Annotated in this window: 20 protein-coding genes; 6 read left to right on the top strand and 14 right to left on the bottom strand. The window is 71.6% G+C overall.

Annotated elements, in window-relative coordinates; all coding sequences use genetic code 11:
* Positions 1–128: 128 nt before the first annotated feature.
* From gap to LIU39_RS07355, 7 genes are all read right to left on the bottom strand, one after another.
* Complete coding sequence (gene gap / locus LIU39_RS07385) at positions 129–1,133, bottom strand: type I glyceraldehyde-3-phosphate dehydrogenase (protein ID WP_227045763.1); 1,005 nt, start codon at positions 1,131–1,133, stop codon at positions 129–131.
* Positions 1,134–1,424: 291 nt separating this feature from the next.
* Entirely contained in the window at positions 1,425–2,414 is a 990-nt protein-coding gene (gene whiA / locus LIU39_RS07380; protein ID WP_159504431.1) for a DNA-binding protein WhiA, read from the bottom strand.
* Positions 2,405–3,466 (bottom strand): gluconeogenesis factor YvcK family protein, encoded by a 1,062-nt coding sequence (locus tag LIU39_RS07375; RefSeq protein ID WP_227045762.1) that lies wholly within the window; start codon positions 3,464–3,466, stop codon positions 2,405–2,407. The genes whiA and LIU39_RS07375 overlap by 10 nt, the downstream gene beginning before the upstream one ends.
* Positions 3,463–4,416, bottom strand: a complete 954-nt coding sequence (gene rapZ / locus LIU39_RS07370; RefSeq protein WP_227045761.1) for an RNase adapter RapZ — start codon at positions 4,414–4,416, stop codon at positions 3,463–3,465. The genes LIU39_RS07375 and rapZ overlap by 4 nt, the downstream gene beginning before the upstream one ends.
* Positions 4,413–6,509 carry an excinuclease ABC subunit UvrC gene (uvrC, locus tag LIU39_RS07365; protein ID WP_227045760.1) on the bottom strand — a complete coding sequence of 699 codons (2,097 nt, stop codon included), beginning with the start codon at positions 6,507–6,509 and terminating at the stop codon, positions 4,413–4,415. The genes rapZ and uvrC overlap by 4 nt, the downstream gene beginning before the upstream one ends.
* Before the next feature lie 220 nt (positions 6,510–6,729).
* On the bottom strand, positions 6,730–7,593 hold the full coding sequence (locus LIU39_RS07360) for a hypothetical protein (protein WP_227045759.1): 864 nt from the start codon (positions 7,591–7,593) through the stop codon (positions 6,730–6,732).
* A 4-nt stretch (positions 7,594–7,597) separates the two neighbouring features.
* A complete protein-coding gene (locus LIU39_RS07355; protein ID WP_227045758.1) occupies positions 7,598–8,233 on the bottom strand; it encodes a papain-like cysteine protease family protein in 636 nt (211 codons plus the stop codon).
* A gap of 240 nt (positions 8,234–8,473) precedes the next feature.
* On the opposite strand from LIU39_RS07355, the gene LIU39_RS07350 reads away from it, so the two are divergent.
* Positions 8,474–9,412: a hypothetical protein gene (locus LIU39_RS07350; RefSeq protein WP_227045757.1), complete on the top strand. Its 939-nt coding sequence runs from the start codon at positions 8,474–8,476 to the stop codon at positions 9,410–9,412.
* Between the two features lie 39 nt (positions 9,413–9,451).
* Here LIU39_RS07350 and LIU39_RS07345 read toward each other — a convergent pair whose 3' ends face one another.
* Positions 9,452–9,862 (bottom strand): Rieske (2Fe-2S) protein, encoded by a 411-nt coding sequence (locus tag LIU39_RS07345; RefSeq protein ID WP_227045756.1) that lies wholly within the window; start codon positions 9,860–9,862, stop codon positions 9,452–9,454.
* A 124-nt stretch (positions 9,863–9,986) separates the two neighbouring features.
* Positions 9,987–10,994, bottom strand: a complete 1,008-nt coding sequence (locus LIU39_RS07340; protein ID WP_227045755.1) for a zinc-dependent alcohol dehydrogenase family protein — start codon at positions 10,992–10,994, stop codon at positions 9,987–9,989.
* A gap of 149 nt (positions 10,995–11,143) precedes the next feature.
* Between LIU39_RS07340 and LIU39_RS07335 the strand changes: the two genes are divergently transcribed.
* Both LIU39_RS07335 and LIU39_RS07330 read left to right on the top strand, forming a co-directional pair.
* Positions 11,144–12,214, top strand: a complete 1,071-nt coding sequence (locus LIU39_RS07335; protein WP_227045754.1) for a LacI family DNA-binding transcriptional regulator — start codon at positions 11,144–11,146, stop codon at positions 12,212–12,214.
* Positions 12,211–13,230: a carbohydrate kinase family protein gene (locus tag LIU39_RS07330; RefSeq protein ID WP_227045753.1), complete on the top strand. Its 1,020-nt coding sequence runs from the start codon at positions 12,211–12,213 to the stop codon at positions 13,228–13,230. Before LIU39_RS07335 ends, LIU39_RS07330 begins: the two co-directional genes overlap by 4 nt.
* Positions 13,231–13,350: 120 nt before the next feature.
* Here the strand turns inward: LIU39_RS07330 and uvrA are convergent, their stop codons facing one another.
* Together uvrA and LIU39_RS07320 are read right to left on the bottom strand one after the other, a co-directional pair.
* Complete coding sequence (gene uvrA, locus LIU39_RS07325) at positions 13,351–16,320, bottom strand: excinuclease ABC subunit UvrA (RefSeq protein WP_227045752.1); 2,970 nt, start codon at positions 16,318–16,320, stop codon at positions 13,351–13,353.
* 292 nt (positions 16,321–16,612) lie between these two features.
* A complete protein-coding gene (locus LIU39_RS07320) occupies positions 16,613–17,287 on the bottom strand; it encodes a TetR/AcrR family transcriptional regulator (RefSeq protein WP_227045751.1) in 675 nt (224 codons plus the stop codon).
* An 83-nt stretch (positions 17,288–17,370) separates the two neighbouring features.
* Here LIU39_RS07320 and LIU39_RS07315 point away from each other — a divergent pair, with 83 nt between their 5' ends.
* The 3 genes from LIU39_RS07315 (at position 17,371) to LIU39_RS07305 (ending at position 20,468) form a co-directional block, all read left to right on the top strand.
* Positions 17,371–18,996 carry an FAD-dependent oxidoreductase gene (locus LIU39_RS07315; RefSeq protein ID WP_227045750.1) on the top strand — a complete coding sequence of 542 codons (1,626 nt, stop codon included), beginning with the start codon at positions 17,371–17,373 and terminating at the stop codon, positions 18,994–18,996.
* An 80-nt stretch (positions 18,997–19,076) separates the two neighbouring features.
* On the top strand, positions 19,077–19,802 hold the full coding sequence (locus LIU39_RS07310) for a maleylpyruvate isomerase family mycothiol-dependent enzyme (protein ID WP_227045749.1): 726 nt from the start codon (positions 19,077–19,079) through the stop codon (positions 19,800–19,802).
* Positions 19,803–19,811: 9 nt separating this feature from the next.
* A complete protein-coding gene (locus LIU39_RS07305) occupies positions 19,812–20,468 on the top strand; it encodes an MBL fold metallo-hydrolase (RefSeq protein ID WP_227045748.1) in 657 nt (218 codons plus the stop codon).
* A 93-nt stretch (positions 20,469–20,561) separates the two neighbouring features.
* On the opposite strand, the gene LIU39_RS07300 is transcribed toward LIU39_RS07305, so the two are convergent.
* The 3 genes from LIU39_RS07300 to LIU39_RS07290 form a co-directional block, all read right to left on the bottom strand.
* Positions 20,562–21,542 carry a TerC family protein gene (locus tag LIU39_RS07300; RefSeq protein WP_227045747.1) on the bottom strand — a complete coding sequence of 327 codons (981 nt, stop codon included), beginning with the start codon at positions 21,540–21,542 and terminating at the stop codon, positions 20,562–20,564.
* A 274-nt stretch (positions 21,543–21,816) separates the two neighbouring features.
* A complete protein-coding gene (locus tag LIU39_RS07295) occupies positions 21,817–23,880 on the bottom strand; it encodes a TerD family protein (RefSeq protein WP_227045746.1) in 2,064 nt (687 codons plus the stop codon).
* A gap of 87 nt (positions 23,881–23,967) precedes the next feature.
* Positions 23,968–24,546 (bottom strand): TerD family protein, encoded by a 579-nt coding sequence (locus LIU39_RS07290; protein ID WP_227045745.1) that lies wholly within the window; start codon positions 24,544–24,546, stop codon positions 23,968–23,970.
* Between the last annotated feature and the right edge of the window lie 67 nt (positions 24,547–24,613).

Below are 24,613 nucleotides of genomic sequence, written 5' to 3'. Positions count from 1 at the left end.
GCATCAGATCAGTCATGGGTCGGGGCCCGTACGACGCGCCGTCGCGTCGTACGAGCCCCGTCCGCTACATCTCGGTGCTTGGGCGCCCGTGCAGCATGCGGGCACCGCCCAGCGTCAGCTGGGGGAGATCAGAGCTGTCCGCCGACGAAGGTGGTCAGGTCCACCAGACGGTTGGAGTAGCCCCACTCGTTGTCGTACCAGCCGATGACCTTGACGCTCTTGCCCTGGGTCATGGTCAGGGAGGCGTCGAAGGTGCAGGACGCCGGCCAGTTGACGATGTCCGAGGAGACGATCGGGTCCTCGGTGTACTCCAGGATGCCCTTGAGCTGGCCCTCGGACGCCTTCTGGAAGGCGGCGTTGACCTCGTCCTTGGTGACCTCGCGCTCCAGCTCGATGACCAGGTCGGTGACCGAACCGGTGGGGACCGGCACGCGCATGGCGATGCCGTCCAGCTTGCCGGCCAGCTCCGGGATCACCAGGGCGGTGGCCTTGGCGGCACCCGTGGTGGTCGGAATGATGTTCTCGGCGGCGGCACGGGCACGGCGCAGGTCGCTGTGCGGGAAGTCCAGGATGCGCTGGTCGTTGGTGTACGCGTGCACCGTGGTCATCATGCCCTTGACGATGCCGAAGTTCTCCAGGAGAACCTTGGCCATCGGCGCCACACAGTTGGTGGTGCAGGAGGCGTTGGAGATGACGTTGTGGCTGGCCGGGTCGTACTTGTCCTGGTTGACGCCCATCACGATCGTGATGTCCTCGTCCTTGGCGGGCGCGGAGATCAGGACCTTCTTGGCGCCGGCGGCGAGGTGCTTGGAGGCGTCGGCCTTCTTGGTGAAGATGCCGGTCGACTCGATGACGATGTCGGCACCCAGCTCGCCCCAGGGGAGGTTCGCGGGGTCGCGCTCGGCCATCGTCTTGAAGGTCTGGTTGCCGACCGTGATGGTGTCGTCGGTGTGGCTGACGTCCTGCTTGAGACGACCCAGGATGGTGTCGTACTTCAGCAGGTGTACCAGGGTGGCGTTGTCGGTCAGGTCGTTGACACCGACGATCTCGATGTCCGCACCCTGCTCCAGGAGCGCGCGGAAGTAGTTACGACCAATGCGGCCGAATCCGTTGATGCCTACGCGGATCGTCACGAAACCGATCTCCTCGTTGGTGCGCCGGCGCGATACCGGCGAGCTGTATGGGATGTCCCCGACCGCCTCCGACCCTACCTCCAATACGAGAGGTACGTGACATTGACAGGAGCCGCCTCGGCACACTCGCCCGGCGCTTCCGGACAGGGATGCGCGACGCCCCCGGAGCCACGTGCAGGGCCGGGGGCGAGCGGGGTTTGAGAGGGGGTGAGGGCAGCGGCCGGTGGCCGACGGCGGCCCCCGGGAACCAGCGGGAGCACGGCGGCCGGTCGGCCGCCGGTGGCCGGAACGTCAGCCGACCATGCCGTCGGCCAGTTCCTCGGAGAGGTTCGACTCGGTGCCGGGGATCCCGAGATCCTGGGCCCGCTTGTCGGCCATCGCCAGCAGCCGGCGGATCCGGCCCGCGACCGCGTCCTTGGTGAGCGGCGGGTCGGCGAGTGCGCCCAGCTCCTCCAGCGAAGCCTGCTTGTGCTCCATGCGCAGCCGGCCGGCCGCCGCGAGGTGCTCGGGGACCTCCTCGCCGAGGATCTCCAGGGCCCGCTGGACCCGGGCGCCCGCGGCGACCGCGGCGCGGGCCGAGCGGCGGAGGTTGGCGTCGTCGAAGTTGGCGAGACGGTTGGCGGTGGCGCGGACCTCGCGGCGCATCCGCCGCTCCTCCCAGGCGAGGACCGATTCATGGGCGCCGAGGCGGGTCAACAGTGCGCCGATCGCGTCACCGTCCCGTACGACGACGCGGTCCACGCCGCGGACCTCGCGGGCCTTGGCGCCGATGCCGAGCCGGCGGGCCGCGCCGACCAGCGCGAGCGCGGCCTCCGGTCCGGGGCAGGTGACTTCGAGGGACGAGGAGCGGCCCGGCTCGGTCAGCGAGCCGTGCGCCAGGAACGCGCCGCGCCAGGCGGCTTCGGCGTCGCAGGTCGCGCCGGAGACCACCTGCGGGGGCAGCCCGCGGATGGGGCGGCCGCGGCCGTCCACCAGGCCGGTCTGCCGGGCGAGCTGGTCGCCGCCGGCCACCACACGGACGACGTAGCGGCTGCCGCGCCGCAGGCCGCCGGGGGCCATCACCACCAGGTCGGAGGAGTGCCCGAAGATCTCCAGGATGTCCTTGCGGAGCCGGCGGGCCGCGATGCCGGTGTCCAGCTCCGCCTCGATCACGATGCGGCCGCTCACCAGATGCAGACCGCCCGCGAACCGCAGGATCGACGAGACCTCCGACTTCCGGCAGCAGGTCCGGGTGACGGGGAGCCGGGAGATTTCATCCTTCACCGCTGCCGTCATCGCCATGGGCCGATCCTTCCATGCATCCGAAAAATACGGTCGTACGCGGCGGCCAGCAGCTCGGGGTCGTGCCTGGCGGAGGCGCCGCCGGCCGTCGGCCGGGAGGCGTCGCCCTGTGCGGCGACCGCCGCCAGCTCGACCTCGCTGCCGACGAGCTGCTTGGCGGCAGTCGTCAGTCCCTCGATGTCGGGCACGGCGGCCTGGTCGGCCAGCACCACGTCGAAGGCGAGTTTAGGGGCGTGTCGGGCCAAAACCTCCAAATGACGCTGCGGTGAGAAGCCATCGGTTTCGCCGGGTTGCGGCGCGAGGTTGAGCGAGAGGACCTTCCGGGCCTTGGTCTCCTCCAGCGCCTCGCGCAGTTCGGGCACCAGGAGATGCGGGATGACGGAGGAGAACCAGGAGCCGGGGCCCAGCACCACCCAGTCGGCGTCGCGGACCGCGGCGACCACCTCCGGGACGGCCGGCGGGTCCTCGGGGACGACGTGCACGGACTGCACCTCGCCGCGGGTGAGCGCGACCGTGGCCTGGCCGCGGACCGTGGCGACCTCCTCGGGGCGGCCCTTGTGGTGGCCCTTGACCTGGGCCTGGAGTTCCAGCGGCACGGCCGACATGGGCAGCACCCGGCCGTGCGCGCCGAGCAGCTTGCCGACCAGGTCAAGCGCCTGGACGTGGTCGCCGAGCTGTTCCCACAGGGCGACGATCAGCAGATTGCCGACGGCGTGACCGTGCAGCTCGCCGCTGCTCTGGAAGCGGTGCTGGATCACCCGCGACCAGGTCTGGCCCCAGTCGTCGTCGCCGCACAGGGCCGCCAGGGCCTTGCGCAGGTCGCCGGGCGGCAGGACGCCCAGTTCGTCGCGGAGCCGGCCGCTGGAGCCGCCGTCGTCGGCGACCGTGACGACGGCGGTGAGGTCGCCGGTGATCCGGCGCAGCGCGGCCAGCGAGGCGGACAGGCCCATGCCGCCGCCGAGCGCCACCACCTTGGGCGTGGCGCCCTTGTTCGAGCGGCTGCCGGGGACCAGTTTGCGGACCCGGCGCAGCCGCAGTGCCCGGCCGGTCACTCGCGCCCCATGTCGCGGTGGACGGTGACGGTTTCCACCCCTTCGGAGACCAGCCTGCGGGCCAGCTTCTCGGACATGGCGACGCTGCGGTGCTTGCCGCCCGTGCAGCCGACGGCGACGGTCACGTAGCGCTTGCCCTCGCGGCGGTAGCCGTTGGCGACGATGCGCAGCAGCTCGGCGTAGCCGTCCAGGAACTCCTTGGAGCCCGGCTGGTCGAAGACGTAGTCGGAGACCTCTTCGTTCAGGCCGGTGAAGGGGCGCAGTTCGGGAACCCAGTGCGGGTTGGGGATGAAGCGGCAGTCGATGACCATGTCGGCGTCGACCGGCAGGCCGTACTTGAAGCCGAACGACATGACCGTGGCGCGCAGTTCGGGGACCTCTTCGCCGGCGAACTGGGCGTCCATCTTGGCGCGGAGTTCGTGGACGTTGAGGCTGGAGGTGTCGATCACCAGGTCGGTGTCGCCGCGCAGTTCGCGCAGCAGGTCGCGTTCGGCGGCGATGCCGTCGACGATGCGGCCGTCACCCTGGAGGGGGTGCGGGCGGCGGACCGATTCGAAGCGGCGGACCAGTGCCTCGTCGGACGACTCCAGGAAGACGATCCGGCGCTTGACGTTCTGCGCGTCGAGGGTGGCCAGCGATTCCTTGAGGTTGTCGAAGAAGCGGCGGCCGCGGACGTCCACGACGACGGCGATCTTTGCGACGTTGCCCTGCGAGCGGGCGCCCAGGTCCACCATCGGGGGGATCAACTCGGGCGGGATGTTGTCGACGACGAACCAGCCGAGGTCCTCCAGGCACTTGGCCGCGGTGCTCCGGCCCGCTCCTGACATGCCTGAGATGATCACCAGCTCGGGGATCGCGGCGCTCTCGCCCTGGTCGGACTCGCGCATCGTGCCCGTACTCACCTGTGCACCGTCTCTTTCGGATTCCTGCGCTTCGTGCGGTGTGCTCATCTGTCCTGCCCCCGTTCCGATGACAACGCGGCCGGTGTGGCCCCGTCATCCTCAATGATCTCTCCTGTGGCGGTGTTCACGGCGGGGCCGGCCGGTGCGGCTCCGGCCAGCGCCGCGAGGACCGTCTCCGCGGTCTTGCGGCCGACGCCGGGGACCTCGCAGATCTCGTCGACGGTCGCGGCCCGCAGCTTCTTGAGCGAGCCGAAATGCTTCAGCAGCGCCTGGCGGCGGCTCTCGCCGAGCCCGGCGACCTCGTCCAGCGGCGAGGACTTCAGCCGCTTGCCGCGCTTGCTGCGCTGGTAGCCGATGGCGAAGCGGTGGGCCTCGTCGCGTACCCGCTGGAGGAGGTAGAGGCCCTCGCTGGAGCGCGGCAGGACGACCGGGTCGTCGTCACCGGGCAGCCAGACCTCTTCGAGGCGCTTGGCCAGGCCGCAGACGGCGATGTCGTCGATGCCGAGTTCGTCCAGGGCCCGGCGGGCGGCGGCGACCTGCGGGGCGCCGCCGTCGACGACCACGAGCTGGGGCGGGTAGGCGAAGCGCTTGGGGCGGCCGTCGTCGTCGGTGGGGCGGCCGGCCATGGGGTCGGGCTCCAGGGCGGCGGCCGCGGCACGGTCGACGGCGCCGGCCTCGCCGTTGCCGTCCGCCGCCGCGCCGGTGTCCGCGGCGGGTTCCTCCGTCCACTCCCCCGACTTCTGCTTCTCCTGGAGGTAGCGCTTGAAGCGGCGGCCGATGACCTCGTGCATGGACCGGACATCGTCCTGGCCCTCGAACGTCTTGATCTGGAAGCGGCGGTATTCGCTCTTCCGGGCGAGGCCGTCCTCGAACACCACCATCGAGGCGACGACGTCGTCCCCCTGAAGGTGGGAGATGTCGAAGCACTCGATGCGCAGCGGCACGGACTCCAGGCCGAGCGCCCCGGCGATCTCCTCCAGGGCACGGGAGCGGGTGGTCAGGTCGGATGCCCGCTTGGTCTTGTGCAGTCCCAGGGCCTGCTGGGCGTTGCGCCCGACGGTGGCCATCAGGTCCTTCTTGTCGCCGCGCTGCGGGATGCGCAGCGAGACCTGAGAGCCACGGCGGTGCGAGAGCCACTGCTGGACCGGCTCGGCGGGCTCGGGCAGCGCCGGGACCAGCACCTCCTTGGGGACCGCGTCGCCCTGCTCCTCGCCGTAGAGCTGCTGGAGGGCGTGTTCGACCAGTCCTGCGGTGGTGACGGCCTCCACCTTGTCCGTGACCCAGCCGCGCTGGCCGCGGACCCGGCCGCCGCGGACGTGGAAGATCTGGACGGCGGCTTCGAGTTCGTCCTCGGCGACCGCGATCAGGTCGGCGTCGGTGGCGTCGGCGAGCACCACGGCGCTCTTCTCCATCGCCCGCTTGAGCGCCACTATGTCGTCGCGCAGCCGGGCGGCGCGTTCGTACTCCATCTCCTCGGCGGCGTCCTGCATCCTGCGTTCCAGGCGGCGGATGTAGGCACCGGTGCGTCCGGACATGAAGTCGCAGAAGTCTTCGGCGAGTTCGCGGTGCTCCTGGGCGGAGATCCGCTCGACGCAGGGGGCGGAGCACTTGCCGATGTAGCCGAGCAGGCAGGGCCGGCCGATCTGCGCGGAACGCTTGAAGACGCCTGCGGAGCAGGTGCGTACGGGGAAGACGCGGAGCATCAGGTCGACGGTCTCGCGGATGGCCCAGGCATGGCCATAGGGGCCGAAGTAGCGCACGCCCTTCTTCTTGGCGCCGCGCATGACCTGGACGCGGGGGAACTCTTCGTTGAGCGTCACCGCGAGGTACGGATAGCTCTTGTCGTCGCGGTACTTGACGTTGAAGCGCGGGTCGAACTCCTTGATCCAGCTGTATTCCAGCTGGAGCGCCTCGACCTCGGTGGAGACGACGGTCCATTCCACGGATGCGGCGGTGGTGACCATCGTGCGGGTACGGGGGTGGAGGCCGGCCAGGTCCTGGAAGTAGTTGGCCAGGCGCTGGCGCAGGCTCTTGGCCTTGCCGACGTAGATGACCCGGCCGTGCTCGTCGCGGAACTTATAGACCCCCGGCGAGTCGGGGATCTGTCCCGGCTTGGGTCGGTAGCTGCTGGGGTCTGCCATGACCACCACCCTACTGACCGCCACTGACAATCAGCGGGTCCGTTCGGGGACTGCCCGCGGCCGCGCGGGAGGCGCGGCCGCGGGCCGGTGGTCCGCAGGGACCGGGGCCCGGCATCGTCGGCGGGCCGGGGCCCCTGCGCGTCGGTGCGCGGCCCGCGGAGCGTGTGCCGGCCGGCTGCGGGGAGGCGGACGGCCGGCGCCCGCCCGGCGGGGCGCCCGTTCAGCGGCGGCGCAGGCGGCGCAGCGCCACGGTGCCGGAGAGCCCCAGGGCGAGCAGGGCGGCCACACCGGCGACGGCCGATGCCGCGGTCACCGGAGTGCTGTCCTCCACCGCGGCGGCGGTGGTCGTGGCCGGCGTGGCGGGGTTCTCCTTGCCGGGGTTCGTCCTGCCGGGGGCGGCCGCTCCGGCGGCCTCGCCGAAGCCGCCGGCCTCGCCGCGCTTGGCGTAGGCGGAGCCGGGGAGCTTGTCGCCGTACGCCTTGGAGACCCGCTGCTGATAGGCGGCGACGGTGGTGCCGTGCGCGCCGACGGCCTTCTTCGCCTCGGCGTCCAGCGGCTGGATGCGGTCGCCGTGCTGGACGTACCAGGCGTCGATCTGCGGTTCGTGGAAAACGGTGCCGCCCTTGGCGGTCCTGGCTCCGGCCGCCGCGTAGCGGGTCTCGTCGTCGCCGGTGGCGATGTTGACGACCTTCCAGGTGGCGCCCTGCCGGACGGTCCACACCGATGCCTTTCGGCCGTCGGACGCGACGGCCTTGCTGGCGAGGAATTCCAGTTCGGCGACCGGCGCCCCGGCCTTGCCGCGGACGAAGTCGGGCGAGAGCGCGTAGACCGGGACGGTGCTGCCCTCGATGCGCGGCGCGGCCTGGGACCTGGCGAGGGCGCCGTCCCGGGCGAAGAACCGGGAGAGGGTGTCGAGCGTCGCGGGGGCGGCGGCCGCTTCGTGGGCGGCGGCGACACTCGTGGCGGCCGGTGCCTTCGGGAGCGCGGGGTTCTGGGCGGCCCAGGATGCCTGCGGTGCGAGGCCGGTCAGCAGGGTGGCGAGCGTGCCGGCTGCGGCGGCGCGTACAACGGTGCGCTGCGTCATGGCCTCAGGCTCCTATCCGGTAGAGGGAGTGGGTCCAGGAGAACTCGCTGCCGTTGATGTAGTACTGGTAATCGCCCCAGTTGTAGCGGCTGTTGGAGGGCCAGGGGTCGCCCCAGTAGACCCAGTTGTTCGCGGTGTCGTAGCCGTAGATGACGTGCATGTGGCCGCCCCCGGACGACCACTGGATACGGGTCTCGATGGGCCGCTTGGCGTTGATCTCGTTCTGCACGGTGCTGTAGTTCAGGTACCCGGAGACGTAGTTGCCGGGGTTGATGCCCATCCAGTCGAACGCGTTCTGGACGTTGCCGAGGGTGGCCTGGTTGTTCGGGCAGTTGCTGTTCTGCTGGCGCTGGAACGCGGCGTTGCAGAACTGGTTCTGGCTGTAGTTCTTGCCGTACCAGGTGGCGATGGTGTTACCGGAGCCGGCCCAGCACCAGTTGGAGTTCTCCTGGGCCTGCATCGAGATGTCGAGGCGGTTGGCGGCACGCGGCGCGGGAGCGGCCGAGCCGGCGTGTGCGGTGGCCGCGGGGGCTGCGGCGGGGGCTGCGGTGGCGGTCGCGCCGGGCAGCGCGGTCAGTGCCGCCACGGCGAGCGCGGCGGCCGGCAGCCATCTGCGGCGGGTGAAAAGTGCACGGTTCATGGCGTTCCTCCCGAACGAGGGGGGTGAGCGGTGGAGGAGCGCATCCGGATGCTGCTGAGGAGCATCGGGTGTTGTCGGAGGCAGGTCAACACGCTTCAATGCGGGGTGACATGGGGGTGTGGACGCAGGGGCCCGGGTGTGAACGGCCGGTGCCCGGCGTACTGCAGTGAACAGGCGGGGAGAGCGCGCGGCGTGCGATCCGGTTGTGAACATTCACCTGCGCGCCGGAGGGTTGAGGACATGGCACAGAACACTCCCGAGTCGGCCGAGCTGGAGCAACTGCTGCGGACCGGGCCCTTCCATCTGGCGCTGCGGAGCGCGCTGACCGTACGGGGCCTGGCGCTCCACCGCGTCCAGCACAAACTCGCGCAGCGCGGCATCAGGGTCGGGGTGACCAGCCTCAGCTACTGGCAGCAGGGCGCACGGCGGCCGCAGCGTCCCGAATCCCTGCGCGCGGTGCGTGCCCTGGAGGAGGTCCTCGACCTGCCGGCGCGCTCGCTGCACCGGCTGCTGGTGCCCGAGGGTGGTGCGCGCCAGGAGACGGAGCGGCCCGTCGCCCGCTCGTACCGCACGCTGGTGGAGCCGGCCGAAGCGCTGCAGCAGCTGTTCGCCGAGCTGGAGACGCCGGCGGACGACGGGCTGCACACCATCGGGCATCACGAACGCGTCCGCATCGGGCCGCGCCGCGAGCTGAGCGAACGCGAGTCGCTCCAGGTGGTGCGCGCGCACCGGGACGGCGTCGACAGGTACGTCGCCATCCATCGCGGTGAGGCGGGCTGCGATCCGTCCCGGGTGGCGGTGCGGGCGGCGGAGAACTGCCGGCTGGGGCGGGTGCGCGGGGACGCGGCGGCCGGCGTGGTGGTCGCCGAGCTGCTGTTCGACGCCCGGCTGCGGGCCGGTGACACCCACGTCTTCGGCTATGTCTTCGAGGACGGCAGCGGCGGCCCGAGCAGCGAGTACCTTCGCGGCTTCCGCTTCGCCGGCGGGCAGTACGTCCTCCAGGTGCGGTTCGACGAGACCGCGCTCCCGGTGCGGTGCCGCCGCTTCACCCAGGTCTCGGCCGGCGCCCCGCGCAGCGGCAGGCAGGAGCTGACACTGAGCGGCCGGCACCGTGCCGTCCACCTGGTGGAGCAGGGGGTGCGGCCCGGGATCCTGGGGATCGGGTGGGACTGGGGGTGACGCGGCGGCGGGGCCGGGCGCCGGCGTGCGCCCCGCGGTTCAGCCCGCGATCAGCTTGCCGCCCTTGGCCTTGACCGGTACCTCGGGCAGCGGCTCGGTGGCCGGGCCCTGGAGGACCTTGCCCGTGGTGACGTCGAAGCGGCTGCCGTGGCAGGGGCAGCTGCCCTCTTCCTTCTGCACCTCGGTCAGGATGCAGCCGGCGTGGGTGCACTTGGCGCTGAAGCACTTGAACTCGCCCTTGGCGGGCTGCGAGACGACCAGCCGGTCCTCGCGGTAGAGCTTGGCGCCGCCGACCGGGACGTCGGCCGCGGTCCCCAGGTCGACCGGTTCGGTGGGCACCGCCGACGCCTGGCCCGAGCCGCCGGTGGAGCACGCCGCCACGCCGAAGCCCGCGGCTCCCACCAGCGCGGCCCCGCGCAGCACGGTTCGGCGGGCGGGGGACTGGCTCATGGCTGCTCCAGAGATCACGGGGCGGGAATACCGGCCTCCGACGATACCGGTCGGGGTTGTTCCGCTGCCGCCGAGGCCCCGAAGCCCCGGACCAGCACGTTCCCGATGCGTGCGGGCGCGGCGGTCAGCCCTGCTGCGGGGCGATATGGATCTTGCGGCCGGCGCCCGCGCGGAAACGATTCACCGCTTCGTCGAAGCCGTCAAGGCCGTGGACATCGCTGACCAGCGGGGTGAGATCGAGCCCGGCGGCGAGCACATCGATGGCCGGCTGGAAGCTGTTGTGCACCGCCATCGAGCCGATGATGTCGATCTCGTGGTGGTAGACGCGGTACGGCGAGAAGGAGGCGGCGCGCGCCGGGTCGGCCACGCCGAACTGGAGGAACGTCCCGCCGCGGCGCACCCGGCTCAGACCGTCCTCGATGGCCGCGATGACACCGGTCGCATCGACGACGACCTCGAAGCCCGGTGTCCGGCCGAGCCTGCCGGCGTCGGTGACGGCCGCGTCGACGCCGAAGGACTCGGCGAAGGCCAGGCGGTCCTCGTTGAGGTCGACGACGGAGACCGATGCGGCGCCCGCGGTCCGCACCAGAGCGGCCATCATCAGGCCCATGGTGCCGGCGCCGTAGATCAGGTAGTGCTCCCCGGGGCGGCGCGGCAGGCGGTTGAGGCCGTGCACCGCGCAGGACAGCGGCTCGACGAGCCCGGCGGCGGCCTCGGGGAGGTCGTCGGGCAGCGCGTAGCAGCAGCTCGCGGGGACGGCGACCAGCTCGGCGAAACCGCCGTTGCGGGTGACTCCGACGGCGCTGTAGTCCTCGCAGAGGTTGCCGCGCCCGATGCGGCAGTAATGGCAGGCACCGCAGGGCATGTTGGGGTCCACGGCGACCCGGGCGCCGACGGCCGGCCCCGTGACCGCTTCGCCCACCGCCACGACGCGGCCGGTCAGTTCGTGCCCGGGGACCAACGGGTAGCGCGCGGCGGGGAGTTCGCCGCCGAGCAGGTGCATGTCCGTGCCGCACAGCCCGCAGGACGTGACGCGTACGACGACTTCTCGGGGGCCGGGCTCGGGGTCGGGCAGTTCGGTGACGGCGGTGCTGCCGGGCTTGCCCGGTTCGGTGACCACGAGAGCGCGCATCGGCGCCTCCTCACGACGTGGTGCGGGTGGGATGCCGGGAAGGTAGCTTGCGCGTAAACGCTTGCGCAAGCGTTTACGTCTGCGCTGTGATGGACCTCTTCGACGCCGCACCCCGCGCGGGATGCGCAGCGGCAGGAAGGAAGATCCGGATGACCACGATGGCCGATGTGGCCCGGCGCGCAGGGGTGTCCGTCGCCACCGTCTCGCACGTACTCAACGACACCCGGCCGGTCCGCCCCGGCACCCGGGCGGCGGTGCTCGGCGCCATCGACGAACTGGGCTACACGCACAACACGCTCGCCCGCTCCCTGGTCACCGCCCGCACCCGCTCGATCGGCCTGGCCGTCTCCGCGATCAGCAACCCCTACTTCACCGAGATCCTCCAGGGAGTCGAGGCGGGCGCCCTGGAGGCGGGCTACAGCCTGCTGATCGCCGACCCGCACGACGACCCGGTCCATGAACGCAAGGTCGTCCAACTGCTGCACGAGCGGCGGGTGGACGGCATGATCGTCGCGCCGTCCGCCGAGCCGTCGGAGATGACCGGCTACCTGGCCAGTCGGTCGATGCCGACCGTCTTCCTGGACCGGCTGGTCGGCGAAGACCACGACCAGGTGTGCGCGGAGAACGCCGGTCCGGTACGCCAACTCGTCGAGCATCTCGCCGACTTGGGGCACACCCGGATCGGCCTGGTGGCCGGCCTCCCCGGGCTCAGCACGACCACCGAACGTGTCCAGGGCTACCGCGAGGGCCTGCGCGCCCGCGGGCTGCCGTTCGCGCCCGGACTGCTGGCCGGTGGCAACTCCGAGGCTGCGTGCGCCGAGCAGGCCACCCACCAGCTGCTTTCCGCCCCCGAGCCGCCCACCGCCGTGATCACCGCCAACAACGCGATGACCATCGGCGCCCTGCACGCACTGGCCGCGCGCGGCCTCCAGGTGCCCCACGACATCGCGCTGGCCTGCTTCGACGACTTCTCCTGGGCCGACCTGTTCGCGCCGCGCCTGACCGCCGTCGCGCAGCCCAGCAAGGACATCGGGGCCGCCGCGGTCCGGCTGCTGCTGGACCGGCTGGCGGACCCGGCCCGGCCGCCGCGCACCCTCCGCCTCCCCTGCACGCTGGTGCACCGCACCTCCTGCGGATGCCCTGCCGCAGGGCTTGCGGCCCGCTACACGCTCTCCCCGTCACCGGCCCCGGCCGCTCAGGAAAGGAACCGCACCCCGTGATCGTTGTCGCCGGCGAAGCCCTGATCGACCTCGTACCCGGCCCGCAGGACCCGCTGCCCGGGGCCGGACTGCCCGCGCTGCTCCCGCGGCGCGGCGGCGGGCCGTACAACACCGCCGTCGCGCTCGGCCGGCTGGGCTCGGACACCGCCTTCTGCTCGCGGGTCTCGGCCGACACGTTCGGCGAGGCCCTCCTGGACGGACTGCGCACGGCCGGCGTGCGCACCTGTCTGGTGCAGCGCGGCGACGAGCCGACCACGCTGGCCCTGGCGGATATCAGCCCGGACGGTTCGGCGGGCTACGGCTTCTATGCGGAGGGCACCGCCGACCGCCTGTTCGCCCTGCCGCCCACCCTGCCCGATGAAGCCCGTGCGCTCTCGCTCGGCACCTGTTCGCTGGTGCTGGAGCCGGGCGCGAGCGCGTACGAGGCGCTGCTGCGGCGCGAGGCCGGGCGCGGGGTGTTCACCGCGCTCGATCCGAACATCCGGGCCGGTCTGATCACGGATCCGGCCGCCTACCGCGCCCGCTTCCGGTCCTGGCTGCCGTATGTGACCCTCCTGAAGCTCTCGGAGGAGGACGCGCTCTGGCTCGCGGGCGGGGAGGAGCAGCAGGGGCCGGGCCCGGCGGCGCGGGCCGCGGGCTCGGGGAGTTCGGACGCCGGGGGCGCGGACGCCGCCGGGGTGATCGCCGCGGCCGCCGGTGAGTGGCTGGCCGCGGGCCCCGCGGCGGTCGTCCTGACCCGCGGCGGTGACGGGCTGAGCGTGCTGACACCCGACGGCGAGGTGACGGTACCCGGCGAGCGGGTCGAGGTCGTCGACACGATCGGCGCGGGCGACACGGTCAACGCGGCGCTGCTGCACCGGCTCGCCGCCCATGACGCGCTCTCGCACACCGCCGTGACGTCGCTCCGGCCCGGCGACTGGCGCGACATCCTCGGCTTCGCCGCCCGCGCCGCCGCCGTCACCTGCTCCCGCGCGGGCGCCGAACCGCCGTACGCGGCAGAGCTGGCGGGTCGCTAGCCAGGGCCGGTCGGGCGCGGCCGCCGCACGGCGAACGGGCCGCCGCCCCTCGCGCCCCGGTCCATCGGATCCGGGGAGGATGAGGGGCGGCGGCCCGTTCCGGTGTCGCCGGCGACGGGGTCAGGAGGCCCGGCGGGCCCTGCTCGCCGTCTTCTTGGCCGCCGTCTTCTTCGCGGCGGGCTTCTTCGCCGCCGCGGTCTTGGCGGCCGTCTTCTTCGCCGGCTTCCCCGAGGACGCGGCGTCGCTGACGCGGTCGCCGAGGATCTCCCGCAGGAACTTGCCGGTGTGGCTGGCCGGGATCGAGGCGATCTCCTCGGGGGTGCCCTCGGCGACGATCAGTCCGCCGCCGTTGCCGCCCTCGGGGCCCATGTCCACGACCCAGTCCGCGGTCTTGATCACGTCGAGGTTGTGCTCGATGACGATCACCGAGTTGCCCTTGTCGACCAGCCCCGACAGCACCTTGATCAGCTTGCTGATGTCGTCGAAGTGCAGGCCGGTGGTCGGCTCGTCCAGGACGTAGACCGTCCGCCCGGTGGAGCGCTTCTGCAACTCGCTTGCCAGTTTGACGCGTTGCGCCTCACCGCCGGAGAGGGTCGGTGCGGACTGCCCCAGACGGACATAGCCGAGGCCGACCTCGTGGAGCGTCTTGAGGTGACGGGAGATGGTGGGTACCGCCTCGAAGAAGTCCAGCGCCTCTTCGATGGGCATGTCCAGCACCTCGGCGATGGACTTGCCCTTGTAGTGCACCTCCAGCGTCTCGCGGTTGTAGCGCGCGCCGTGGCAGACCTCGCACGGGACGTACACGTCCGGCAGGAAGTTCATCTCGATCTTGATCGTGCCGTCGCCCGAGCAGTTCTCGCAGCGGCCGCCCTTGACGTTGAAGGAGAAGCGCCCCGGCAGATAGCCGCGGACCTTGGCCTCCATCGTCTCCGCGAACAGCCTGCGGACGTGGTCGAAGACGCCGGTGTAGGTGGCCGGGTTGGAGCGCGGCGTCCGGCCGATCGGCGACTGGTCGACGTGGACGACCTTGTCGACCAGGTCGTCGCCGTTCACCCGGGTGTGCCGGCCCGGCACGGACTTGGCGCCGTTCAGCTCGCGTGCCAGGTGCGTGTAGAGGATGTCGTTGACCAGCGTCGACTTGCCGGAGCCGGAGACACCGGTGACGGCGGTCAGCACGCCGAGCGGGAAGGAGGCGTCGATGTCCTGGAGGTTGTTCTCCTTCGCGCCGTGCACCGTCAGCTGCCTGGCGGGGTCGGCGGGCCGGCGGATCTCCGGCGTCGCGATGGCCCTCTTGCCCGACAGGTACTGGCCGGTGATCGACTCCTTGTTGGTCAGCAGCTCCTTCATCGGGCCGCTGTGCACGACCTTGCCGCCGTGCTCGCCGGCGCCGGGGCCGATGTCCACCACCCAGTCCGCGACCTTGATGGTGTCCTCGTCGTGCTCCACCACGATCAGGGTGTTGCCCATGTCGCGCAGGCGCACCAGGGTCTCGATCAGCCGGTGGTTGTCGCGCTGGTGCAGCCCGATCGACGGCTCGTCCAGGACGTACAGGACGCCCACCAGGCCGGAGCCGATCTGGGTGGCGAGCCGGATGCGCTGGGCCTCGCCACCGGAGAGCGTGCCCGCCGCGCGGTTCAGCGAGAGGTAGTCGAGGCCGACGTCGACCAGGAACTTCAGCCGCTCGTTGACCTCCTTGAGGACGCGTTCGGCGATCTTCTTCTCGCGGGCGTTGAGCTTCATGTCCCGCAGGAAGTCGGCACAGTCGCTGATCGACATGGCCGAGACCTCGGCGATCGACTTCTCCTGGACCGTGACCGCGAGCACGATGGGCTTGAGGCGGGTGCCCTCGCAGGTCGGGCAGGGCACCTCGCGCATGTAGCCCTCGAAGCGCTCCCGGCTGCTGTCGCTCTCCGCCTCGCTGTGCCGCCGCTTGATGAACGGCACGGCGCCCTCGAACGGGGTGGTGTAGGCCCGCTCGCGGCCGTAGCGGTTGCGGTAGCGGACCTCGATCTGGGTCCGGTGGCCGTGCAGCAGCGCCTTCTTGGCGCGCTGCGGCAGCCCGGCCCACGGGATGTCCGTACGGAAGCCGAGCGCGTCGGCGAGGGCGCCGACCAGGCGGCCGAAGTAGTCCTTGGTGTGGCCGTGCGACCAGGGGTGGATCGCGCCCTCGTCGAGCGACCTGTCCTCGTCGGGGATGATCAGGTCGGGGTCGACCTCCATGCGGGTGCCGATGCCGGTGCAGTCCGGGCAGGCGCCGAAGGGCGAGTTGAACGAGAAGGAGCGGGGCTCCAGTTCCTCGAACGAGAGGTCGTCGTAGGCGCAGTACAGATGCTCGGAGTACATCCGCTCGCGCTGCGGGTCGTCCGCGTCCAGGTCGACGAAGTCGAGGATGACCATGCCGCCGGAGAGCCCGAGCGCGGTCTCCACGGAGTCGGTCAGCCGGCGCTTGGCGCTGTCCTTGACCGTGAGGCGGTCGACGACCACCTCGATGGTGTGCTTCTCCTGCTTCTTCAGCTTCGGCGGCTCGGAGAGCTGGATCGTCTCGCCGTCGACCCGCGCCCTGCTGTAGCCCTTGGTCTGGAGGTCGGAGAAGAGGTCGACGAACTCGCCCTTGCGCTCCCGTACCAGCGGGGAGAGCACCTGGAAGCGGCTGCCCTCGGGCAGTTCGAGCACCTTGTCGACGATGGCCTGCGGCGACTGCCGGGCGATGGGGCGGCCGCACTCGGGGCAGTGCGGCTTGCCGATGCGCGCGAAGAGCAGCCGGAGGTAGTCGTAGACCTCGGTGATCGTGCCGACCGTGGAACGCGGGTTGCGGGACGTCGACTTCTGGTCGATCGAGACCGCGGGGGACAGGCCCTCGATGAAGTCCACATCGGGCTTGTCCATCTGCCCGAGGAACTGCCGGGCGTAGGAGGAGAGCGACTCGACATAGCGCCGCTGCCCCTCGGCGAAGATCGTGTCGAAGGCGAGCGAGGACTTGCCCGACCCGGAGAGCCCCGTGAAGACGATGAGGGAGTCGCGGGGGAGGTCGAGCGAGACGTTGCGGAGGTTGTGCTCGCGAGCGCCACGAACGATGAGACGGTCGGCCACGCCGGTCGGCACCTTTCTGGAGGGGGGCGGGAGCCGCGGAGATCGCATCCGCCGCTCGGTGGATGAGCAGAGGTGGCGGAGCGGAGCGGAGCCCCTGCCCCAGGGTATGGGGACCGCCACGGCACTGTCTTAGTGATGCCACACACGAGCCTATAGCACGCGCATTCGATTTACGGCGGACGTCTGCCCGCTTCACTCAAACGTGTGGCGACGCCGGATCCTTCCCGGCGCCGCCCCGGCCTCACCCCTCGCCACTCCCCCGCAGGTCAGCACCGTTGGCCGCCGTTTCCTCTCACCGCAGGACGGGGAGCGCCCGCTCCAGCGCATCGAAGGTCCGCTCCAGCGTCTCCGCATACTCAACGGCCACCGCGTCCACCGGGTCACCGTCGAGCTGCCTGCCCACCACCTCCGCGTAGACGGCACGCCACCCGGCCACGATCAGCGCGGCGGCCAGCCGGGACTCCGGGCCACCGGCACCGCCCGCCCGCGCCAGCTCCACGGCGAGCAGGCCCTCGATCTCCTCGACGGCCGCGCGCCCGCGCGCCCGCAGCGCCGGGGACTCGGCCACGGTCCGCCAGAAGTGCGCGAAGTCCTCCCCCACCCCCGCCAGCGGATGCCGCGCCGCCACCAGATCCCGCCCGAGCCGCCGCAGCGCGCCGAGCGGCGTCTCGTCCGTGCCGCGCTCACGGACCGCGCGGACGAGCAGTTCCCTGGCTTCGGGGATCCGGTCGAGGAAGAGATCTTCTTTACGGGGGAAGTAGTTGAAGACCGTCATCGTGGAGACCTCGGCGGCGCGGGCGATCTCGGCGACGGTGACGCGGTCGAAGCCGCGCTCGATGAAGAGCCTGGTCGCCTCGCCGGAGATCCGCTGCCGGGTCCGCCACTTCTTGCGCTCGCGCAGGGTGAGCCCCTCCTCACCCGCATCCCCGGCACCCTCGCCCACCGCGCCAACTCCCGCACCGTTCACTTCCGTCGCACCTTCCGCACCACTCGCACCCCCGTGGCCAAAATTTTAGCCGCGATATTTTTTTAGTCACTACACTCTTTCTCATGACACATGGTGACGCGGACGTGATCGTGGCAGGGGGCGGCCCCGTGGGGCTGATGCTGGCCTGCGAACTCGCACTGGCAGAAGTGCAGGTCACCGTCCTGGAACGGCTGACCGAAGTGGATACGACGATCAAGGCGGGGTCGATCAACACCCCGAGCGCCACGGCCTTCTACCGGCGCGGGCTGCTGCCCGCCCTCGCGGAGGTGCAGCGCGAAGCCCTGGAAGGCTTCGACGCGTTCCTGCGGCAGCGGAACCTCGCGGGCGCGTCGGCGAATCCCGGCCAACCGCCGCGGTTCGCCGGGCACTTCGCGGGAATCATGCTGCGCGGCGACCTGCTGGACGCGGACGACCCGGAGCTGGCGTCCGCGGGCCCCGCCGACACCATCGGCATAGCACCGCAGGCGGTCCTGGAACGGCTGCTCGCCGCGCGCGCCGATGCCCTCGGCGTCACCGTGCGCCGCGGGGTGGAACTGACCGGCTTCGACGCCGGAGCGGACGGCGTGACCGTACGCACCACGGGCGGCGACCTGCGCGCCGGCTGGCTGGTCGGCTGCGACGGGGGGCGCAGCACGGTCCGCAGGCTCGCCGGATTCCCGTTCCCCGGCACCGCCCCCGAGATCACCGGTCATCAGGCGATCGTGGAGCTGACCGGCGCCGATGCGCTGGGCATCGGCTGGAACCGGACGGACACCGGCACGTACGCGCACGGCCCGTTCCCCGGCCGGATACTCACCGTCGAATTCGGCGGGCCGCCCGCGGACCGTGAAGCGCCCATCACCGCCGAGGAGTTGCAGAACTCCTTGCGGCACACGTCCGGTGTGGACGTCACCGTCACGAAGGTGCACTCGGCCACCCGCTTCACCGACAACGCCCGCCAGGTGCCCGACTACCGCAAGGGGCGGGTGCTGCTCGCCGGCGACGCCGCGCACGTGCACGCGCCGTTCAGCGGGCAGGGGCTCAACCTCGGCATCGGGGACGCCGTGAATCTCGGCTGGAAGCTGGCCGCGACGGTCCACGGTTGGGCACCGGACGGCCTGTTGGACACCTACACCGCCGAACGCCACCCGCTCGGCGCCTGGGTCCTGGAATGGACACGCGCCCAAGTGGCCCTGATGCGCCCGGAACCGCACGCCCGCGCCCTGCGGAACATCATCGCCGAGCTGTCCGGCACCATCGACGCCACCACCTTCTTCGCCAAGAAGATCTCCGGCGTCCAGCAGCGCTACGACCTTCCCGGCGACCATCCGCTGACCGGCCGCAGCGCCCCCGACCTGCCGCTGGCCGACGGCAACAGGCTCGGCGACCTGATGCACTCCGGCTGCGCCCTGCTGCTCGATCTCGCGGACGACGCCGACCTGCGCACACGCGCCGCGGGCTACTCGGACCGGGTCCGGGTGCTGACCGCCGCCTGCCCGGAACGCCCTGCGCTCGCCGGGCTGTTGGTCCGCCCCGACGGCTGCACGGCGTGGGCCGCGGACCGGGCCGACGGGCCGACGTCAACCTCGGCGTCACCACAACAGGAAGCGGGCGGCACCCACGCCGTTGACATTTCCCCGGCCACCCTGGACGGTCTCGACGACGCGCTGCGCCGCTGGTTCGGGGCGCCTGGCGACGCCGCGGCCTGAGGCCGGAACGGGGCGGTGACCGGGGGCCGCCCCGCCCCGGTGGTCTCCCGAAGTCGCCGCCGCGGCGCTAGCTTCGGAACATGACCGATACCGCGCCTGACTTCGCGCACGATCTGGCAGCCGTCCAGGAAGCCACCGGCCGATTCCTCGACTCCGTCGGCACGCTCGACGACGCCGCGATCGGTGAACCGTCCCTGCTCCCGGACTGGACCCGCGGCCACCTCCTGGCCCACATCGCGCGCAACGCGGACGCCCTCGTCAACCTCCTCAATTCGGCCCGTACCGGCGTCCCCACACCCATGTACACCAGCGCGACGGCCCGCGACGCCGACATCGAACGGGACGCCGGACGTTCACTGTCGGCGCATCTGGACGATCTCCGGGAGAGCGCCGGCCGATTCGACGCCGCGGCGCGGGCGCTGCCGCCCGAACGCCGGGACTACCGGGTCGAGATGCGCAACGGCGTGATCGAGCGGGCCGACCGGCTGCTGCTGCGCCGACTGGGCGAGGTGGAGCTGCACCACGTCGACCTGGGTGTCGGCTACACCCTCGTCCGGCTGCCCGCCGCGTTCGTCGGCGCCCAGCTGAACTTCCTTGCCACCGTGAAGTTCGCGGGACGGGCGGACCTGCCCGCGCTGGAACTGCGGACGGACGACGGCAGGCGGTGGCGTACCGGGGCGGAGGGCTCCGCTCCGCTGGTGGTGTCGGGCCCGGCTCCGGCGCTGCTCGGCTGGCTCACCGGGCGCGGTGACGGGCGCACGCTCGACAGTCACGGCGCCGCGCTGCCGGCCGTCCCGCCGTTCTAAACTGATCTCATGGGCTACAGCGGAGCAGTGAAGGTCGGCGGACCGGCCGACGTGCACGAATTGACCGACCTGATGATCTCGAAGGTCGCGGTCGGCCCGACGAACAACAACGCCTACGTACTGCGCTGCCGGGCGACCGACGAGCAGCTGCTGATCGACGCGGCGGCCGAGCCGCACACCCTCCTCTCCTTGATCGGCGACAGCGGCATCGCGTCCGTGGTCACCACGCACCGGCACGGTGACCACTGGGGCGCGCTGCGCGAGGTGGTCGATGCGACGGGGGCCCGGACGTACGCGGGGCGGCACGACGCGGAGGGCATCCCGGTCCCCACGGACGTGCTCGTCGAGGACGGCGACACGGTGACCGTCGGCCATGTCGAACTGACCGCCCGCCACCTCGTCGGCCACACCCCCGGCAGCATCGCGCTGGTCTACGACGACCCGCACGGCGCCCCGCATCTGTTCACCGGGGACTGCCTGTTCCCCGGTGGCGTCGGCAACACCTGGGGCAGCGCCGAGAACTTCGGCAGTCTGATCGACGGCGTCCAGACCAAGCTCTTCGACCAGCTGCCCGACGAGACCTGGGTCTACCCGGGGCACGGCAAGGACACCACGCTCGGTACGGAGCGGCCGCACCTCGCCGAGTGGCGCGAGCGCGGCTGGTAACACCCGCGGGCACGGACACGCGTCGGGTCGCGCTCCGAGGAGGAGCGCGACCCGATGTCCGTTCGGCGGCGGGCCGCAGGCCGCGGACGGCCGTCAGGCGCTCGCGCGGTCCTTGGACTCCGCCTCGGCCGCCTGCTTCTTGGACGCCCACAGGCTGGTGATCGTGGTGACGACCAGCACGGCGCAGATGACGCCGAGCGAGACCGGAATACTGATCTCCGGGACGGCCACCCCCGACTCGTGCAGGGCGTGCAGCACCAGCTTCACGCCGATGAAGCCGAGGATGACCGACAGGCCGTACGAGAGGTGGACCAGCTTCTTGAGCAGTCCGCCGATCAGGAAGTACAGCTGCCGCAGCCCCATCAGGGCAAAGGCGTTGGCGGTGAAGACGATGTACGGGTCCTGGGTCAGGCCGAAGATCGCCGGGATGGAGTCCAGCGCGAAGAGGACGTCGGTGGTGCCGATCGCCAGCATGACGATCAGCATCGGCGTCATCAGGCGCTTGCCGTTCTCGACGACGAACAGCTTGGTGCCGTGGTACTTGTCGGTCGACGGGAAGCGCTTCTCGACGGTCTTCAGGAAGCGGTTCTCCTCGAACTCCTCGTCTTCCTCGCCGGAACGGGCTTCCTTGATCAGCTTCCACGCGGTCCAGATGAGGAACGCGCCGAATATGTAGAACACCCAGGAGAAGTTGGCGATGATCGCGGCGCCGGCGCCGATGAAGCCGGCCCGCAGCACGAGCGCGATCAGCACGCCGACCATCAGCACGCGCTGCTGATAGATCGTCGGCACCGCGAACTTGGCCATGATCAGGACGAAGACGAAGAGGTTGTCGACGCTCAGCGACTTCTCGGTGATGAAGCCGGCGAAGAACTCGCCGGCCGGGGCCCCGCCGGCGAACAGCAGCAGCCCGAGCCCGAAGAGCGCGGCCAGCGCGATCCAGACACCGGTCCAGATACCGGCCTCCTTGAGGGAGACCTCGTGCGGTTTGCGTCCTCCGATGAAGAAATCGGCGGTGATCAGGGCGCAGAGACCGAGGATGGTCAGCACCCACAGGGTCAGGGAAACGTCCACTGCTCCTCCGGCAGAGTCGTACGGCACGTACAGCGTCGTCGCTGCCGGAGGTCTCTTCCACCCGGACCGCGATCACACGATCACCGAGCCGGGCCGGCGTCCCGGGATCTCGTCACACTCGCAATCCGTGATGACGGGTACGCCGTGGCAGGAATACTCCCCTCCGCACATCAAAGGGTAAAGGAACACCAAGGAATAGTAAAGAGAAAGGCAAAGCCGCAGGTGGAGGAGGTCAAAGAGAAGAGCCGGGGCGGCCTCGACCGAGGCCATCGGGTCAGCTGCGGCGGGCCTCGGCGAGCCGCCCGAGCGCATGGCGCACCACCTGGCTCCCTCGCGGCGCAAGCGGCGGCTCGTACGTCCAGGCATGCCCGACCCACGGATCCGCGAGGTGGGCGTCGGGAACCGGCGTGATCCGCAGCAGTGCACGCCACAACGGGTCCAGCACGGGGCCGAACTCCCGCGCCTGGGCACGGTCCGCGACCATCATCAGATGCACGCCGACCGCAGGCCCCTCGTCGGCCAGATAGCGGAGCTGAGTGACCGCGCGGTCGTCGAAACCGTGCGGGAAATCGTGCACGATCAGCAGCTGCTCCGCGGTGTCCAGATCGGCGGGCAAGGCGTCCGCCGCACGGCTGCGCACCGCCATCTGCACGAGATCCACCCGCCGCGTGAGTGTCTCCAGGACCGCGGCCACCCCGGCTGCCCCGGCCGCCGGGGCCGCGCACAGTGAGCCCGTCTCCAACAAGGGCGCCAGCGCGGGCGCCGCGGTCCCTCCCGGGTCGATGACCTGGACCGCGAACTCGCCCGCCGGGTGCACGGCGAGCAGCCGCGCCGCGATGGCCACCGCGGTGTTCATGGCGAGGCGGCGCCGCTCGGCCTCGTCTACCGGGCCGTCCGTGAGCGCGCTGCCCAGCTCACGACGGGCGAACTCGCGCTCCGGGTCGTGACCTTCGCGGAGCGCCACCGCGCCGCCGCTGTCGATCCACAGGCCCCGCTCCAGGGGCAGCCGCACCAGCATCGGAATCCGCAGTCCGGTGGCCTCCGGAAGGTGCAGATCGCCCAGCCGCAGCGCCATCGGACGCTCCAGCGGCGCGTGGTAGCCCTGCCAGACAGGGCTGCTCCAGGCTGCGTAGGCCGGTGGCAGAGCAGGCTCGACGACGTCCGATTCGGCGGCGAGCTGCGCGAGGTCCCGATCGAGGGCGGCGCGCGCCCGGTCGACCAGCTGGGCGTGCCGGTCGCGCGCCGCCGCGCGTGCGGTGCCGGCCGCGCTGCCGAGACGGTTGCGCGGGTCGGCGAGGACGGCGTCCAGCTCCTGTTCCCTGCGGGAATCGGCGAAGTCGACGGCGCTGCGGTAGGCGGCGACCGTCCGTGCCAGGTCCTCGAACATGCCCCAGACCTGGTTGTAGAGCCGTTCGTCCATGCTCCAGCCGGCCGCGTCACCGGCCACCGGAGCGGGCGGCCCGTCCTGGCCTGGCGGCGCCCCGGGAGCCGCGGCCGGCGGGGGCTGGACACCCGGGGACACCGGGGCGGAACTGCGCTTCGGGTGGCGGTAGTCGATCGGCCCGCCCGCAGGGCCCGGGGTGCCGGCGGCGGGGCCGTCACCGGGGCTCGACCGGTCCTTCGCGAGAACGTCCGGGGACGCGGCGCCCAGGGCTGCGGGGGCCGCCTGGCCCGAGGGAGTATCCCGGACAGGAGGCACGTCCCCTTCCGGGCGGCCGGAACGGCGTTCTCCTCGGGCTGCGCCTTTGCGCACCGCCGACGGCGCGGGTGCGGCAGCCGCCCGACCCGCGCCGACCGCCTCCTCGATCACCGCGGCCAGCTCCGCGGCCTGCGGCGCTCCCAACCCCTGGTCGTGCAGCAGGGCGGCGAGCCCGCCGGCGTAGCCCTGCCCCACCGCCCGCACCTTCCAGGCGCCCTGCCTGCGGTACAGCTCGATCGCGACGACGGCGGTCTCGGCGCCGAGACCGGTGAGGGTGTACGTGGCGATGCCGGTGCCGTCGAGGCCCGTGACGGCGACGGAGGGAGCGGCGGCGGCACCGAACCCGGCGGGCCCGGCGGCCCCTGTGGGCAGCGCGAGCAGGACGCTGACCCGGTGCACGGCGGCGGGCACCGCTTCCAGGTCCATCGCCATGCGCTGCTCGGCCGCCGCGTCGCGGGGCACGTCGACACCGCTGCGCGACGGCGCCCCGGGGTGCGCGACCGCTTCGGCGCCGGGCAGCCTGCCCTGCTCGTCCCCGAGCGTGACCCCGGCCACGACGGGCCCGCCGGCCATGATCCGGACCTCGACGCGGGTGTGGCCCAGCGGGTGGTTCTGCCCACGGACCAGCTCGGCCGTCATCGTTTTTCCCCCTGGGTCTCGTGCCGCCTCGTGAGCCGCCCTGCCCGGCCTCCGCGGGAGTACCCGCAAGGCCGGGCGGCGCGGTGCTTACAGGTGCGGCAGGATCGCCGGCACGACGTCCTGAAAGGTACGGCCGTTGGAGGGTTCGCCGATGGCGGTCATCTGCCAGCCGGAACCCGCGCGGTGCACCTTGGACATGATCTGCGCGGTGTAGTCGCCGCCGCCGGTGAGGGTGTAACGGGCCAGCTCCTGGCCGTTGGTCTCGTCGACCAGCCGGCAGAAGGCGTCCTCCACCTCGGCGAACGTCTGCCCGGTGAAGGAGTTGACGGTGAACACGATCTGGTCGATGTGCACCGGAACCCGGGCCAGATCGACCAGAATCGCCTCGTCGTCGCCGCCCTGTCCCACGCCGCCGACGAGGTTGTCGCCGGTGTGGCGCACCGAACCGTCATCGCTGATGAGGTGGCGGAAGAAGACCACGTCGATGGGGTTCTTGTCGGCGAACAGCACCGCGGATGCATCCAGATCGATCTCGCGGGTGCGGCGCCCGAAGAGCCCGCGGCGCGGCGCCGACCGCCACCCCAGCCCCATCCGCACCGCGGTCAGGGTGCCCCCGTCCGACTTCGCCAGGCTGATGCCCTGCCCCTTGGACAAATTGACCGACACGCGCCGTCCCCTCTCTGTGCTTCCCGCTGTCCCCGCCGCCTCTCCGGCAGCCCTGCCGACCCTACGC

It is taken from the genome of Streptomyces pinistramenti, from assembly GCF_020564935.1.
GTDB lineage: Bacteria > Actinomycetota > Actinomycetes > Streptomycetales > Streptomycetaceae > Streptomyces > Streptomyces pinistramenti.
The sequence above is the reverse complement of the archived record's forward strand: the minus strand, read 5'-3'. Positions and strand labels throughout refer to the sequence as shown.